The following is a 15,496-nucleotide window of genomic DNA, read 5'->3' as shown; positions in this document are numbered from 1 at the left end:
CACGAGGGGGCATTTGTGAGCATCAAAAGCAAGTTGATCCTGATTTTCGTATCCGTACTGCTGGGGTTGGCCGGTATCTTCGCCGTGAACTATGTGGGCGGGCAGTATGTGATCAAGGCGCGGAAGCTGGCGACACTGGCGGGCGACGGCACCGCCCTGTTTCTCCAGGCGCGGCGGCAGGAGAAGAATTTCCTGTTGCGCAAGGACGAGCAATACACGCGCAACGCTCTGGAGGACGCGGACAGGGCCGGGCGCGTCCTTGAGGAAATCGCCCGGCTCAAACCGGGGCTGGCCGAACGCTGCCGGGAGGCCCAGGGCATCCTGAAGCGGTACGAGGAGGCGCTGGACCAGGTGAACGGCCTGTATGTGGCCATGGGGCTGACCATGCAGCAGGGGCTGCGCTGGGAGTTCATCCAGGCCGCCCGCAACATGGAGGCCGAGTTCGGGAAAGCGGCCATGAGCTCGGAGTTCGTGATCAAGCTGCTCCAGATGCGGCGGCAGGAGAAGAATTACATCATCCGGGGCGGGGACGAGTACGTGGGCCGGGTGGCCAGGGGCGCGCAGGAGCTGCGCGGCATGCTCGCGGACCGGTTCACCCCGGAGGAGGCGGCCGGGCAACTCAAGGCGTTGCAGGGGTATCTCGACGCGTTCAACAACTATGTGGACAAGGAAAAGCGGATCGCGGCCATCACGACCGGGCTCGTCGAGGCGGCGCGTTCTCTGGAGCCGGTCTATGCCGAGATCGCGGACAGCAGCGCGGTCCAGTCGGAACACGACGCACGGATGATCGATTATTTCGTGGTCGGCGTGGAGCTGGCCGTGGGTGCGGCTATTCTGCTGCTCCTCCTGTGGGTGATGCGGTCCATCAACGGGCCGCTCATGCGCCTTGACGCCTTTGCGCGCAGCGTGGCCGCGGGCGATCTCGACGCGGAACCCGAGGGCGCGTTCAGCGCCGAACTGGGCGCGCTCAAGGGCGTGCTGGTGGATATGGTCGCCAACCTCCGGGCCGTGATCGGGCGGTCGCGGGAGATGGAGGAGGACGCGCGCACCCAGGCTGATGCAGCGGGCCGGGCGCGAGACGAGGCATTGGCCCAGCAGGAACGTGTCCAGACCCTGCTGGAATGCATGGCCGAGGCCGCCGGGCGGGCCGACGAGGTGGCCGGGAAGCTGACGTCGGTATCCCTTGACCTCAAGGACCGCACCGGGAAGATCGCCGGGAGCGCGGTCACGCAGCAGGAGCGCATGTCCGAGTCGGCCGCGGCCATGGAGGAGATGAACGCCACGCTCAACGAGGTGGCCATGAACGTGAGCGACGCGTCCAACATGGCCAGCGAGGCCAACACCGAGGCCGGCCAGGGCATCCTGGTGGTCCAGCGGGCCGAGAAGGCCATGTCCGAGGTGGCCGGGACGGTTGCCGTGCTGGAGGAGGGCATGACCCGGCTGGGCACGGACACCGAGTCCATCGGACAGGTCATCAGCGTGATCAACGAGATCGCGGACCAGACCAACCTGCTCGCCCTGAACGCGGCCATCGAGGCCGCCCGTGCGGGCGAGGCCGGAAGGGGGTTCGCGGTGGTCGCCGACGAGGTACGCAAGCTGGCCGAGAAGACCATGGTCGCCACCAAGGAGGTGGAGGAGCGCATCACCGCCATCCAGGCGGCCACGGGCCGGAACATTCGCGACGTGAAGGAGACGCTGTCCCACGTGGCCGAGGCCAACGGCGAGGTCGGCAATTCCGTGGACGCCTTCCGGAACATCCGGGAGTTTTCGGCCAATGTGGCCGACCGTATCGAGGGCATCGCCATCGCGGCCCGTCAGCAGTCCGTGGCCACCGAGCAGATGAGTGGCGCGGTGCTGGACGTGAGCCGGCTAGTCGCGGGCACGGCGGAGGACGTCCAGGAGGCGGCTTCGGCCATCGCGGGCCTGGCCGCCATGGCCGAGAGCCTGCAAGGGATCATCGGCCGTCTGGGCGGCGACGAGCGGGAACCCGAACGGGTGCCGACCGACCAGCCCGAGAGCCGCAAGCTGGGAGCCGTGCAATAAAAAAGGGCGGCCGGTAACAGCCGCCCATCTCAATATGTATGAATAAACCCCGCCGAAGGCGGCCCAGGGATTCCAAAGGGGGCCCGCCCCTTTGGCCGCCGGAGGCGAAATCACCTGGCAATCCCGCCGAAGGCGGCACCCTTTTTTTATAACAGCTTCAGCCGCCAGTTGAACTCGCTGGTCCGGGTGGGCCGGGGCACGTTGCGCGGCCAGGGTTCGAGCATGGTCACGAAGGTCTTGAAGCCGAGCCGCTCCAGGGTGCGGGCCTCCTTGGTCAGGTCCACCTCCCAGCCGGGGAATATCCAGTTGTTCTGGCCGTATTTGCGCACGAAGGCGACCTCGTTCATGGGGCTCTTGATGGCCTCGTCGAACGGCACGGCGTCGGCCAGGAACCGGGAGATGCCGAACGGCCACATGCCCTTGATGACGAAGCCGAGCGGCAGGGGCGGGTTCTGGGCCAGCCCCTGGAGATCCTCAAGCGGCAACTCCGGATTGATGATGGCGCTGGAGAAGCCGAGCGACCGCAGCACGTCCAGGGCCAGCTTGTTGGCCGTGTTGCAGAACGGTCCGGCGGTCAGGACGGCGTTCTTGCGGTCCTCGAAATAGGCGGCCTGCCACGGGGCGTTCAGCACGAACTCGCGCGCACCCTTGCGGACCGCCTCCTTGATCAGGGAGCGATATTTCTTGTCCTCGTCGGGCCAGATGACCGGGGGCAGCCACCACTGGGCGCGGGCCGTATCCTTTCCGGCTACCTTGCCGAGCACCGAACGCTCCAGCCAGAAGGCCGGGCGGTCCCAGGTCTTGCCTCTGGGCGGCTGGCGGAACAGGCTCACGGCCTCGGTCCGGGGGGAACTCTTTCCCCTGCTCTTGCCCTTGTTACGGGTGCGCGGTGCGGCCTTGGGCCAGGTGGGGGTGAAGGTGGATTCCTTCATCTCCGGGGCCGGAAAGAAGTCGAGTTCCTTTTCCAGCTCTCTGATTTGCTTGACCAGTTCCGGCTCACGCCGGTCCACGAGAAAGACCTTGGTGCCCGTGGGCAGGGGGGGGCCGGTGTGCTTGCGGGAAAAGGGGATGTCCATACGTCCGCGTTTGGGTACGCGGCGGCGGATGGGGATGGTCCGGTGGCCGGGCTGGTCCTCGTAGCCCACGCGCACCAGATCGCCGGTTTCGAGCTGCTCGCGCGGCTCGAAGTAGAGCTTCTTCTGGTCGCGCCGGATCTCGCCGATGAGCCGTCCGGAACTGGTCTCCTCCTTGGGCTGGATGGGCTGGAACGGGCGCTGGGGCAGAAACAGGGAGTGGCTGGAGGGCCGACCGAGGGCCTGGTCCAGCAGTTCCATGGCGGTCTTCTTGGCCTGGGCGTCCTGCGGGTTGTCGCGCAGCATCTGGTACGCCTTGACCGTGTAGAAGACGTAGTGCGGTCCCTTTTTTCTGCCCTCGATCTTCCAGGCGGCCACGCGGTCCATGGACAGCAGGGGCTTGGTTAGCACGTCCAGGGAGAGGTCCGAACAGGAAAAGAGCCGTTCGGGCTGTTCCTTGCCTCTGGTATACAATCGGCGGCAGGGCTGCACGCAGCGGCCGCGCAAGCCGGACTTGCCGCCCAGGTAGCTGGACCAGTAGCAGCGGCCGGACACGCAGTGGCACAGCGCGCCGTGCACGAAAATTTCCAAGTCCAGGTCCTTGGGGCAGGCGTCGGCCATGAGCTTGACCTCGTCCAGGTTCAGCTCCCGGGGCAGGACCACGCGGTTGGCGCCGAGCTTTCTGGCCACCTCCAGGCCCGCCGGGTGGGAGACGTTGGCCAGGGTGGACAGGTGCAGCTCGCCGGTGTAGCCCGCCTGTTTGGCCAGGGTCAGCATGGCCAGGTCCTGGACGATCAGGGCGTAGGGCTTGACGTTCTGCTGCAGCCGGTCGATGAGCCTGCCCGCGGATTCCACGTCCTGGGGCTTGACCAGGGTGTTCATGGCAACGTAGGTCTTGGTGCCGCGATCCCGGCCCAGGCTTGCCAGTTGCGCCAGCTCGCTGATAGAGAAGTTCTGGGCCTGCATGCGGGCCGAGAAGTGTTTCAACCCCACGTAGATTGCGTCCGCCCCGGCCGCGACGGCCGCCAGGAAGGCGTTTTTGTCCCCGGCGGGGGCCATGATTTCCGGAATATGTTTTTTGCTCATAAGGTATCTGTATGTCCTTGAGGAATTGCCGCAGTGTCAAGGTATTGAAAGTATCCCCGGTCGGTCAATCAAAAACGGCCGGCGAATTCTTCGAGCTGACGCTCGAACGACCGGACTGGGACGGGTGGAAGCCCGGCCAGTTCGTCATGATCCGGCCCTGCTCCTGGGAGCTCGACATGCTCTGGGCCAGGCCGTTTTCCCTCTGCTGCGGAGACGAGTCGTCGGTGACTCTGTTCATCCAGGCCGTAGGGCGCGGTACCCGGCGCCTCGCCGAGTTGTCGCCCGGCGACGTGGTGACCATGTGGGGGCCGCTCGGCAATTCCTTTGCCGTGGAGCCCGACACCCCGACCCTGTTGCTCGCCGGGGGGATCGGCATCGCACCTTTTCGCGGTTATGTCGAGCAACATCCGCGTCCCGAAAACCTGTCCCTCTTCCTGGCCCACCGGTTGCCGCGCGAATATTATCCGTATGACCGGTTGTCCGAGGCGGCGCCCTGCCGGTCCATGCTCGAAGCGGAGCCGTCCGATCTGGACCGCATCATCGGCACCCTGCGCGAACTGATCGAGGACAACGCCGGACAGGGCGGGCTGATCCTGTCCTGCGGTCCCACGCCGTTCATGCGCACCATTCAGCGTTTTGCCAAGGAGTTCGGCGCCAGGGCGCAACTCTCGCTGGAGAACCGCATGGCCTGCGGCGTGGGCGCGTGCCTGGGCTGCGTGACCAAGGACGGCGCCGGGCATCACGTCCAGGTGTGCACGCGGGGCCCGGTGTTCTGGGCCGACAAAGTGGAACTGTAGGAGGCCGCAACCATGGATATGCAAGTCAATTTCGGCGGTCTCTCGCTCAAGAACCCGGTCATGACCGCGTCCGGAACCTTCGGCTTCGGCCTGGAATTCGCGCCCTACGGCGATCTGACCCGGCTCGGCGGCTTTGTGGCCAAGGGGCTGTCGCTCAAGCCGCGTGAGGGCAACCCCATGCCGCGTATTGCCGAGACGCCGTGCGGCATGCTCAACGCAATCGGCATCCAGAACCCCGGCGTGGAGTATTTCGTCACCAGGGCGCTGCCCATGCTCCCCTGGAAGGAGGTGGCCGTCATCGCCAACCTCTACGCCTGCGACGCCGAGGAGTTCGGCGAGCTGGCCGGGGTGCTGGCAGGCGAGGAGGGCGTGGCCGCGCTTGAGGTCAACGTGTCCTGCCCCAACGTCAAGGAGGGCGGGGTGGCCTTCGGCCAGGACCCGGCCCAGATCTCCAGGGTCACCGAGGCGGTCAAGAAAAAGGCCGGGAACAAGCACGTCATGGTCAAGCTCTCGCCCAACGTGACCGACATCGCGGTCTGCGCCAGGGCGGCGGCCGAGGGCGGAGCGGACTCCCTGTCCCTGATCAACACCCTGTCCGGCATGGCCGTGGACATCCGCAACCGCAGGCCGCGCATCGCCAACGTCATCGCCGGGCTGTCCGGCCCGGCCGTCAAGCCCGTGGCCCTGCGTTGCGTGCACCAGGCGGTCCACGCCGTGGATATCCCGGTGGTCGGGGTCGGCGGCATAGCCTCTGCCGAGGACGCCCTGGAGTTTATCCTGGTGGGCGCCCAGGCCGTGCAGGTGGGCACAGCCAACTTCCTGCGCCCGGACTTCGCCTTCGGCCTGGCCGACGAGATGGAGGCCCTGCTCTCGGAGATCGGCGCGGCCGGCCTGGACGAGTTCCGGGGCAGCCTGCAACTGCCGCTTTAAAAAGGGGAAAATTAGTGCTTGCCAAGCCCCACCATATTGGGTAGAAACTGCCTCTCTGACGCGGAGAGGTGTCCGAGTCCGGCTTAAGGAGCACGCCTGGAAAGCGTGTATCGGGGGAACTCGATCGGAGGTTCGAATCCTCTCCTCTCCGCCAGGAAAATCAAAGGCTTACAGTAATTACTGTAAGCCTTTTTTTGTTTTAGTCTTTCGTGCGTGCACCGCTTTGTGCACCATTTTGATCAAGGAGTGATTTTTCCAGATCGTCCTCATCAAGGATTGACGCTGCCCGTGAAGTGTCTCCGCGAAGTCCTTTTAAGTAGGTATCTGTGGTGGTTGCGTTTTCGTGTCCAAGGATTTTTTGGATGTCAGTTAAGCTTGCCTTACCAGAGTCATCCAGGCGAAGTGCTACGAAGTGTCGAAGTGACTTCAGGGTGAAGGACCTGACGCCAGCTTTGGTGCATAGCCCCATGGTTTGGATCTCGCCTTTCGTGTTTTTCAGGTCCGCCAGTAGGTATTTAATCGCTTCTTCACGGCGAGTATAGCCAGTGCCGGTTTTGGGGTTGGTAAAGACATAGTCGCTGTGCTTGTCACGTCCCTCCCAAAGCCGCCAGAGGATTTCATACAGTTTGCTGTCTTTGGGCATTGATATCTTACGGTACTTTTTTTCGCCGCCGACACGTTTGCGGGTCCAGAATGCCAACCACTCCTGGTCAAAATTGACAGCAGGCCATCTCAGTCGACGTGGATCACTTGCCCTGCAGCCTGTTTTTAGAATGATGTTGAGGTAGTCTTGCTGCCACGGCTGAGCGGCCAAGAGAACGGCCACAACGTTTTCAGTTGGTGGAACGTATTCTTGGTGCTCTTCACCTTTATTCTTTTTTATGTGAGTCCAAGGATTGAAAGAGGCTCTTGCTTCGGTGATATGCCAATTCCACATGGCCTTAAGGTTTTTAATGTGGTTATTGGCTGTCTTGGTCGAAATCTTGTTTTGGACGTGCCTGTAATATTTTCGGGCAATCTCAATAGAAATTGAGTCGAAAGAAAAGTCTTCAGGTTTTTTTAGGATGGCCGTGATCATCCATTCTGCAAAGTTCGTGTAGTGGTGGTATTTCTCGGTGACAGTCTGCCTTTGCATCCAGGCGCAATCGTCAAGATACTCCTTGGATCCTGCGGAATACATCAAAGTTTCTGAGCTTTCCTTCTTGAGCATCGCGTCTATTTCTTTGACCTTCAGCTCGGCCCATTCCCGCCCTTCCTTTTTCGTCATTACCGCTTTGGACGGCTGTCTTCCCTTGTATTTGAAGTACGCGCGATACTTTTTCCCCTTCCTTGGATAAGGGCGGAACCAAACATTGATTGCCATTTGCAGCCTCCTCTTCATGTCGGCTCATGGCTTTGCAATGTGCAATCACTTCAAAATAGTCGAATCTTGCTGATTCTAGCCGAGGGTTGTCCCAACCTTTTGGTGTGACAAAAAAGTGGGGAAGAGCCTTCCATATATTGTACATGGTTTTGGGCTCCAGATGGATAAGAGGAGCTAATTCTCTGTATGTCAGGCACTTAAGTTGATTATCAGTCATTGCAAAGCGATGATTTATGTTTGTTGCGATGTCAATAAGTACTTCTTGACATATCGAATGTCAATAAATAACAATAATCCCAGACTAAGGATGCCTTTGAGGCGATATACAGATTGAGGCGGCAATGAGAAGCCGGGTTTTAGGGTGACAAAGTCAGTGAGCATTAAGCCTATCAATCAAGTGTGCGTTAGCAAGAAGCGGACTCCCACAGAAGCCAATTTGGCAGATTTTAGGAAGTCAAATCCCAAATGGCTTGAAGTGTATCAAGCCACCCCGGGAGAAGCGGGATACTCATCTCTAATTCACATTGAAGATGTTGCTCCCAAATTTTTCTATGGGAAAACCAATCGAAATGAGAACGAGATGCTAGATGTTGTTGATAGGCCTTTTTCAGTCAGAATCGCTGCAGGTATACTAAAACGCTATGTTTGCAGAATATACCCTGTCCGGCTGCCGGCAATTGAAGGCAAATATAAGGGCAAGTTTATTGAGTTTTATCCTGGAGAGTCTGAAGAGATAATTTTGGACATTCTGAGGAGGCTAGCGGCAGAGGGGAGAGGAGTCGTGTTGGACAATATGTTGGGGGTGGCTTTTTCAGTTCGTGAGATTCGACGTGAATTGAAGGGTATGGGGCGTAGTAAAAGTGCAGATCAAGTTAAGCATTCATTACGAATATTGAATGGATGCAAGATCGAATATATTGAAGAGGGGCATAAGGAACCTCAGTTTTCCGAAGCGATGCTTCCAACATTGGGGTTTGGTAATCCAGGAACAAATCAAAAGGCATTTTGTCGATTCTCTACGCTTACAAAAAATTGCCTAGAGCATGCTTCTCAGAGAATTTTCAATTTTCGTGAAGCCGCAATGTATAAAAAAGCTGGAAGCAATGTAGCAAGGCAGCTTCATAAATTATTGGTGCTTACCTGTAAAAATTTTGGACCAAGGACACCATACAGACTGCCTATGAAGGGGTTCTTGAGCAATGGGTTCACTTGGCAGGATCGGTTTGCAAACAATGTCAAAGCGGTGGTGCAGGGTGTCAACGTACTAATCGATGCTGGCAGGATTGCTCCTTGGTGTCCTGAAGATATTTATTTGGATGAAATGGTTCATGGGTACACATATTATTCAGAAGTCTTTGATTCAGAAACAGGAAAGAAGGTTGATGCTGAATTCGTTTTGTATCCAACTGAAAAGTTTATCGCTGAATTTAAGAAGGCCAATCGGCTGGAAAAGGACCGATTTCAAGCAATCTACAGCCAGAGGGGACGGTCGTGATGACCGGCAATGAAGCGGTAGTGTTGACCTCCCATTTTTTCACAATCGGTAGTGATGAGCGGCAGAGAAAGACCAAATTTGATGGGAGCGGGTGTCAGAGCGGTAGTGATGACCTGCCGAAAGTATTTGTTTGCCGGTCAACACTAATGAAATTGGTAGTGATGAACGGCAAGAACACGGCCATTGGTAGTGATCACCTGCAGCGCTTAGGTAGTGGTGAGCGGCAATGTCAGCCTAGTGGTAGTGATGACCTGTAGAAAACGGTAGTGATGAACTGCAATGAAAAATTTAATCTATTTAATTTCAGATAGTTTTGAGTTTGGTTTGGCCCTCCCCCTTCTTATATCCCATTCCCTAAGAAAAGAAGAGAAGAGAGAGGCTTGGTAACTAAAAAGGACCGCCAGAAAGCTGCCTACCGGCAGCGGCGGATTACGAATGAAGTCGGCTTCGCCTCCAAGCGCCTTCGGCGCGAAAGGCAGCCAATGAAAAAGAAGAAAGAAGCAAAGGGGCAATCACATGAATCAAACAGGCGAGAACGAATGGCAAAGGACGTTAGCTGTCAATCATGTTTTGAACGCTTTTTCTATTCATGATGAGAATGGGGAAAAAGTTGAAAATGATGATCCATCTCTGTTTGAAGACCCGGCTTATTTTTTATGTTGGAAAACAGGAACATGGAAACTCGTGGATGTGGACGGTAAGCAGACTGATCCTGAGTTTGAGGAGAAGTTTCTTGTGGATCGAGCTGCATTCGACACTCAGGAGGGGGGGCTTGAAAGCCTGATTGGCCTTGCCGAGAGGTTATATCGGATTGAGGCAATGTCGAAAGCTGAAGTCGAATGTCTTGGAAAGCCCAAACATAAGGGCGGATGTTGGGTGAAGACCACGGGGAGTTTTTTGGGCAGCACTTCGTGTCTTTGCCGAGCTCAGGAAGGTAAGCTCACCTGCCAGGTGCATGAAGAGTTTGACGAGGCCTCCAAGTTGTTCAGGGAAGCGTTGGAAAGGTTTGCCCCAACAGAGGAGCAACATCGTGGCTAGAATGAAGAAATATACTGAAACGATGGATGAGCAAGCGCAGCAGGCCTATGTGCTGTGCCTGGAGTTGCTCGAAAAGCTCTATGCAGGGGAAAAGGTTACTCAGGCAAAGCTTATTGATGCCGTGACCAAGGCGTGGAAGATACACAACCGCTTTGCGGCTATATACCGTTACAATGAACGATTTGGATATGGAGAAATTAGGTATCCATACATGATCTGGTCGGCAGATCCGGATCACTTTCGCAGATACGTCGGTCAATATGTCAATGTGGACACAGACATCTTTTCGTCCGACAGCACGTCCCTTGTTGATTTGGCCCGGGAGCTGCTCATGGAGGCCGTGGACTATTCGACTCGCAAGATCATTGAGCAGTGGAAGGTGCTTGAAAAAGCCACCAAAACGGCCGGAAGCATTCTCGGTGAACTTAAACACACCCGTAAAGAACACACCGAACCGCCGCGTGTGGGGGGGGGGCGTGATGAAGATATACCTGAACCAGAAATCGACACATATCTCGCAGGTATCGAGTTTGGGATTAAGGAAACGGAGAGTTTTCTTGAAAAAGTAAATTGTTTCGGTCGCTGGGCAAAGAAGTCTGCGCAGGAAGACGTTCGTACAGCTCGAAACTATCTCACACGCCGTTCCAATACGACAACGGAGTACATCGATGCAGTACTTGAAAAGTATAACGGCTATCCGATTGAAGGCTTGGCAAGGTTGCATAATGTCACGGATCGCATTGCTCGACAGTGGTGTGAAAAGGGACTTATCGAAGCACGCCAGATCGACGAGGCTTGGCTAATCGGCAAAGATGTTGCTGAATCCTTTGCACCGCCCAAAAACAAGTCACCAAAACAGCAGGCAGCGTGAGAATGGAACGATCAGAGTTTTATGAAGAGCGCTCCAAACGGCTGGCTGCGGGAATGACAAATTGGGGCGCTGCGTCTCCCGTGAAGGTTCAAGCAGCGAAAGAGAGTGCGGATGGACATTTCTGCTACGTCAAAACCAAAGCAGGAATGTTTGGGGAAGCGGTGAGCTACTGTTTTGAAGCCGATGATGGTTGGTTTTGGGTCGGTAATTATGAATATGAGAGTGCTGTTGAATTTTGTCCATTTTGTGGTGCTCAATCAAGGCCATGAAAACAGAGGCCAAGCTTTCCGGGGTCTGTATCTCTAGTTCTTGATGGGGATTATATCTATGTCTTTGATTTTTGAATTGGGTCTTGATGATGAGCCGGAACGAGCAGATCAGGTACGGGCTTATCGTCAAGAGCTGGATTGCCGCCTGAAAGAATTTGAGAGCCCGTATAAGCCCCCCTACAGTCATGACTTGGCGTATTTTCAAAGGCTATCACCCTTGGTCAAGTGGAACGCCTATTATTCTGGCAACTCGCATAATTTGATTACTCATCAACTTTGCTTGGTTAATTGGTGCGTGCTTCCGGGCACCGATCCAGAGCCTGTCGCTTGGGACGTCCTGATGCAGCTTTGTCGGCGAACAGGCGAGGATCTTTGGAGGGCGGATGTGCCTGGGCTTGAGGAAAGAGAATGGAGCCGTTTTGCTGTTCCGAACTGTCCATTACATGTGATTGAAGACGCTCAATCAGAAGAGGATGAGGAGGTGGATTTTCATGGCGTATTTGAAAAGATGAATCACGAGTAGTTTTGATATTCGCGGTAGGTAGGAATTTGCCTACCGCGAATATAGGCTTATGGCTTTTTCGATACGTGAATCATGACAGGTTTGAGCCTGCGAAAAGTTGGCGTGATTCACGCTTCGGAAAAGCCATAAGCCGCTCCTCCCCTTTGAGGGGAGCTGCCCGGAAGGGCAGAGGGGAGGCTTGGAAAATCAGAATACATATCAAACTGGGCTGTCAAATATGGATTTAAGGCGAGCAGAAAAAATGGCTCGGGAGATCGTCGGTCGAGACTTAAATGGCGATACTCGCCAGGGGTATTCTCGATCATTCCATCAGCTCGATGACTTGGGGCTGACACCACAGGAATACGCCGGGGCTGCGGTCGGAGTGAAGCCTTTGAGCAAGGGGAGATATTATGCATTGAAGACAGCTTTCCAATACGGCCTGGCAGAGCAGATTGTTGCTCGCTTGGAGGAAGTCCACTTGCTTAGAAAGGCTGACGATGGTGGAGCTAGTGACCAGGTCGATCATTTAGAGTCTTTGATACTAAGGGATGCAAGTTTGCTTGAAGCTCAGGTGCCAGATTATGACCGGCAGCGGAAACGAGAAGGGTTGCCTTCAGCGCATCCAGGGGTTCAGGTGAATAGGAAGCCTAAGGGAAGTAAAAGGCCATACCTAGGCAGTCTGAATAGAGCATTTCCAGACTGGCAAAAGAGAATATTCAACGCATTGCCCAAGCAGCATAGAGCGCTATTGGCAGTTGTTGCAGCTTCCGGTTGTCGACCGAGAGAAGTGAGAGAGGGAGTGGCCGTTGAAGTAGATGGGGGGCAACTTGTTCTGACCATTAACGGAGCCAAGACTGGCGCTGGATACGGACAAAAAATCCGGATCATGAGGTTTGAGCCGAAGTCCGTTTTTGAAAAGTTACTCTACAAAGCCGCCATGAAGAAGAGACTTCTGGTTGAACAAGCTGCGAGCGAGCGGGCAGTTCGAAAGGCAGTCGAGGGAGCTGTTCTTCGAGCCCTCGGGAAGCGTTGGGTCGGAAAAGTGTCACTGGTTTCATTTAGGCATCAGTTTGCTGCAGATCTCAAAGGGGCTGGTGTCAGTAAGGTTGAAATCGCTTTGGCCATGGGACACTGCAGTGAACGGACTCAAGGGCATTATGGTTTGGCCTGTCAAAAGAGGAAAGGTCGAAGCAGAGGGCTTGTGCACGTGGAAGGTTCTCAACCGGTTAAACGGCGTGTTCTAAAGCCTGGTTCTAATGAATCTCCACGATAAATATGTGATTCACGCTTCCGGTATTCGCCAAGAATGAAATCGTGGGGTAACAATGGCAATTAGGTTGATTCAGGTTGATTCTCGCTTTGATCTTAATGATCGCCAACACTCTTTTTCGTCTAAGGGAGCTCAAGAAAAATGAATTATTTGATCGTGGACTGTTTGCACCTCATACTTGTCTACGAATGCCTTCCCCTTTTCTAGCGAACTACTTAAAACGCTTTAGTGTACAGGAGGTTGAGGCTTTGCGGAGTGTCGGCTCAATACTAGAAGACACCGTAAGAAAATATCGAGCAGGCAGAGTTATCACATATTCGGCCTGTGAAGAGTTAAAAGAGGCCTTCGAAATTGTTTAGGGTGGTGACATCCATCAACAAGTACACGATTGGCTGAAAGTGATTCATGAAATATGTGGTGCACGGTTCCGGACAGATAGGAAAGGTTTGTGAAGCGGCCATGCTTAAGGGGGTAATTTGTTTTTTTTCACTGCTGATGAACATTACGGCCACGACAAGATCATTGAGTATTGTAACCGGCCATTTGCGTCAGTCAAAGAAATGGATAACGAGATTCTCCGCCGACACAATGAAGTGGTTGGGCCGGAAGATACGGTTGTCCATGTAGGTGATTTTGCCTTTTGCAAAGATCGTCCTGACGCGGAACGGCGATATATATCACGGTTGAACGGCCAGCACGTTTTTCTTAACGGCTCGCACGACTGGTGGCTGTGCGGCAAGGGCAAAGCGCCGGACATCTATACCGTCACAATCGAAAAGCAGCTCATTGTTTGTTGTCATTATCCGATGCGGTCATGGCCACTGAGCCACCACAAGACGAGCTGGCATCTCTATGGCCACGAACATGGCCGGCTAGATCCGGTTGGCTTGTCCCTTGACGTGGGTGTCGATTGCCACAATTTCTACCCCGTTTCATTCCAGCGTTTGCAGAAAATATTTCAAGGGAAGATGAAATGATCCTGGTTGTAGGTGATCTTCATGGCGAGTTCGGAGAACTCAACCACTTGATCAATCACAAGAGGCCCGAAATCGTGCTCCAGGTGGGCGATTTCGGCTTTTATCCCAAGGAACCGGAGTATGATCCTGCCAAGAGAGTCAAAGCGCAGGGAACCAAGATTTATTGGTGTGACGGCAATCATGAAGATCATGAGGCGCTTGAACTGATCCAAGTTAATGACCAGCTCGAAGTTGCTCCGAATTGTTTTTATCAGCCACAAGGCTCGATACTCGAACTGCCGGATGGAAGGCGAGTATTGTTTTTCGGCGGCGCTGAATTCATGGACAAGGCCCACCGAAACCGTGGAGAAGATTGGTTTCCGCAGGAAGTACCCACGTATTTGGATTTCGCCAAAGTGATGGACGAGCCGGTTGATATAGTTGTCAGTCACACGGCCCCGGCTTGCTTCAGCCTGAAGAAGGAGCCGCCATTTGGTTACGCCAAGAAGTCTTGGCTAGCCAAATTCGATGAACCGACCCCGAAGATGCTTGATGCTATCTTGGAGATTGTGAAGCCGAAACAATGGTTTTTCGGTCATTACCATGTCCACCAGGTTGGCCATGATCAGGGAGTAGATTGGACCGCACTTAGCTACCCCCGTAGCTCAAATAGATGGTGGATTGAATTATGAGATTGGATAGCCACATAAACTCGACATACAAGCAAATCGGTCAAGATTTTCGTCAAATCCACATCGAGATTGATAAATATTTCGTACACTTTCGCAGCTCGCTACATTGGGTCATCTTGCATCACCAGCTCGGTATTGAGCTGCTCGTTGAGCGATTCGGCGAAGAGGCTCGCCGGTCGGCAGAAATCCATATTAGAGATGATTTTGCTGTCCGGAACTTCGAAAATGAAGTTGTCGAAGAGGGCTTCACTCCGATCGGCCCGATCGATCCGCGACTGCTCGAACGAGTAAATTTTCTCGGCCCTCGTGATCTCGAATACGCTGACGAAATTTTGGAAGAGCTATACGGCAAAAAATTCGATTTGGAGGCGGCGTTTGACTAATCTGCCAAGAGACAAGAACGAAGCCCACACGATTATGATCGTTGGAGACGTTCATGCGTCCTGGGGTGAGTTGAATACGCTGATTAACAGCCAACATCCGGAAATTATCCTGCAAGTTGGAGACTTCGGCTATTGGCCAGGAGACAAACGGTATGATCCTGCTCTCAATCTCAAACTTGGATCCACGCGGCTCCATTGGTGCGATGGCAATCACGAGGACCATAAGGCCCTTGAGCATGCCCGAGCTGCCGGTCAGCTCGAAGTCACGCCGAGCTGCTTTTATCAGCCGCGGGGTTCGACACTCACGCTACCAGACGGTCGCATTATACTCTTCGCCGGCGGTGGCTTTTCAGTGGACAACGGGATGCGTTTACCAGGAAAGAACTGGTTTCCCAACCATGAGATCTTGACTGAAGAGGACCTGGCCAACTTTCCAGATCCGGGCAAGATCAAGATCGACATCGTGATCTCGCACACACGGCCCCGCGAATTCGACGTGCAGGGCCTGCCCTGGACACAATGGCCTAACTGGTGGGACCGCACACCGGATTCTTCTGAAAGGGCGCTCAGCGAGGTCCTAAGACGCTATCAGCCGGCACAATGGTTCCTGGGCCATTTTCACCATTACCAGCACGGCGAATTTGATGGTTGCCGGTGGACGGCGCTGGGCTGCGCCGGGTCAAGCGAGCGGTGGTGGGACTGGCTATGAACAACCTAGAACAGCA

General features: G+C 55.1%; 16 protein-coding genes and 1 tRNA gene. 15 read left to right on the top strand and 2 right to left on the bottom strand.

Annotated elements, in window-relative coordinates:
• The first annotated feature begins 15 nt into the window (after positions 1–15).
• A complete protein-coding gene (locus V8V93_RS14765; protein WP_338667360.1) occupies positions 16–2,043 on the top strand; it encodes a methyl-accepting chemotaxis protein in 2,028 nt (675 codons plus the stop codon).
• A 146-nt stretch (positions 2,044–2,189) separates the two neighbouring features.
• Here the strand turns inward: V8V93_RS14765 and V8V93_RS14760 are convergent, their stop codons facing one another.
• The gene (locus V8V93_RS14760) at positions 2,190–4,202 is read right to left on the bottom strand and encodes a peptidase U32 family protein (protein WP_338667359.1); all 2,013 of its coding nucleotides are present in this window, start codon (positions 4,200–4,202) and stop codon (positions 2,190–2,192) included.
• A gap of 11 nt (positions 4,203–4,213) precedes the next feature.
• On the opposite strand from V8V93_RS14760, the gene V8V93_RS14755 reads away from it, so the two are divergent.
• From V8V93_RS14755 to V8V93_RS14745, 3 genes are all read left to right on the top strand, one after another.
• Positions 4,214–4,999: a dihydroorotate dehydrogenase electron transfer subunit gene (locus V8V93_RS14755; RefSeq protein WP_338667358.1), complete on the top strand. Its 786-nt coding sequence runs from the start codon at positions 4,214–4,216 to the stop codon at positions 4,997–4,999.
• 12 nt (positions 5,000–5,011) lie between these two features.
• Positions 5,012–5,929 (top strand): dihydroorotate dehydrogenase, encoded by a 918-nt coding sequence (locus tag V8V93_RS14750; RefSeq protein WP_338667357.1) that lies wholly within the window; start codon positions 5,012–5,014, stop codon positions 5,927–5,929.
• Between the two features lie 62 nt (positions 5,930–5,991).
• Positions 5,992–6,083 (top strand) — tRNA-Ser (locus tag V8V93_RS14745).
• Positions 6,084–6,128: 45 nt separating this feature from the next.
• Here V8V93_RS14745 and V8V93_RS14740 read toward each other — a convergent pair.
• Positions 6,129–7,292: a tyrosine-type recombinase/integrase gene (locus V8V93_RS14740; protein WP_338667356.1), complete on the bottom strand. Its 1,164-nt coding sequence runs from the start codon at positions 7,290–7,292 to the stop codon at positions 6,129–6,131.
• Positions 7,293–7,665: 373 nt separating this feature from the next.
• Here V8V93_RS14740 and V8V93_RS14735 point away from each other — a divergent pair, with 373 nt between their 5' ends.
• The 11 genes from V8V93_RS14735 (at position 7,666) to V8V93_RS14685 (ending at position 15,480) form a co-directional block, all read left to right on the top strand.
• Entirely contained in the window at positions 7,666–8,787 is a 1,122-nt protein-coding gene (locus tag V8V93_RS14735) for a hypothetical protein (protein WP_338667355.1), read from the top strand.
• Positions 8,787–9,044, top strand: a complete 258-nt coding sequence (locus V8V93_RS14730; RefSeq protein WP_338667354.1) for a hypothetical protein — start codon at positions 8,787–8,789, stop codon at positions 9,042–9,044. Before V8V93_RS14735 ends, V8V93_RS14730 begins: the two co-directional genes overlap by 1 nt.
• A gap of 259 nt (positions 9,045–9,303) precedes the next feature.
• Complete coding sequence (locus V8V93_RS14725; RefSeq protein ID WP_338667353.1) at positions 9,304–9,825, top strand: hypothetical protein; 522 nt, start codon at positions 9,304–9,306, stop codon at positions 9,823–9,825.
• Positions 9,818–10,696 (top strand): hypothetical protein, encoded by an 879-nt coding sequence (locus V8V93_RS14720; RefSeq protein WP_338667352.1) that lies wholly within the window; start codon positions 9,818–9,820, stop codon positions 10,694–10,696. The genes V8V93_RS14725 and V8V93_RS14720 overlap by 8 nt, the downstream gene beginning before the upstream one ends.
• 2 nt (positions 10,697–10,698) lie before the next feature.
• A complete protein-coding gene (locus V8V93_RS14715) occupies positions 10,699–10,965 on the top strand; it encodes a hypothetical protein (protein ID WP_338667351.1) in 267 nt (88 codons plus the stop codon).
• Positions 10,966–11,023: 58 nt separating this feature from the next.
• On the top strand, positions 11,024–11,488 hold the full coding sequence (locus V8V93_RS14710; RefSeq protein WP_338667350.1) for a hypothetical protein: 465 nt from the start codon (positions 11,024–11,026) through the stop codon (positions 11,486–11,488).
• Between the two features lie 178 nt (positions 11,489–11,666).
• Positions 11,667–12,743, top strand: coding sequence for a site-specific integrase (locus tag V8V93_RS14705; RefSeq protein WP_338667349.1), 1,077 nt, complete (start codon positions 11,667–11,669; stop codon positions 12,741–12,743).
• A 473-nt stretch (positions 12,744–13,216) separates the two neighbouring features.
• Entirely contained in the window at positions 13,217–13,717 is a 501-nt protein-coding gene (locus V8V93_RS14700; protein WP_338667348.1) for a hypothetical protein, read from the top strand.
• On the top strand, positions 13,714–14,388 hold the full coding sequence (locus tag V8V93_RS14695; protein ID WP_338667347.1) for a metallophosphoesterase family protein: 675 nt from the start codon (positions 13,714–13,716) through the stop codon (positions 14,386–14,388). The genes V8V93_RS14700 and V8V93_RS14695 overlap by 4 nt, the downstream gene beginning before the upstream one ends.
• The gene (locus V8V93_RS14690) at positions 14,385–14,771 is read left to right on the top strand and encodes a hypothetical protein (protein ID WP_338667346.1); all 387 of its coding nucleotides are present in this window, start codon (positions 14,385–14,387) and stop codon (positions 14,769–14,771) included. Before V8V93_RS14695 ends, V8V93_RS14690 begins: the two co-directional genes overlap by 4 nt.
• A complete protein-coding gene (locus tag V8V93_RS14685) occupies positions 14,764–15,480 on the top strand; it encodes a metallophosphoesterase family protein (protein ID WP_338667345.1) in 717 nt (238 codons plus the stop codon). Before V8V93_RS14690 ends, V8V93_RS14685 begins: the two co-directional genes overlap by 8 nt.
• Positions 15,481–15,496: the final 16 nt, after the last annotated feature.

The organism is Pseudodesulfovibrio sp. 5S69, from assembly GCF_037094465.1.
Lineage (GTDB): Bacteria > Desulfobacterota > Desulfovibrionia > Desulfovibrionales > Desulfovibrionaceae > Pseudodesulfovibrio > Pseudodesulfovibrio methanolicus.
The sequence above is the reverse complement of the archived record's forward strand: the minus strand, read 5'-3'. Positions and strand labels throughout refer to the sequence as shown.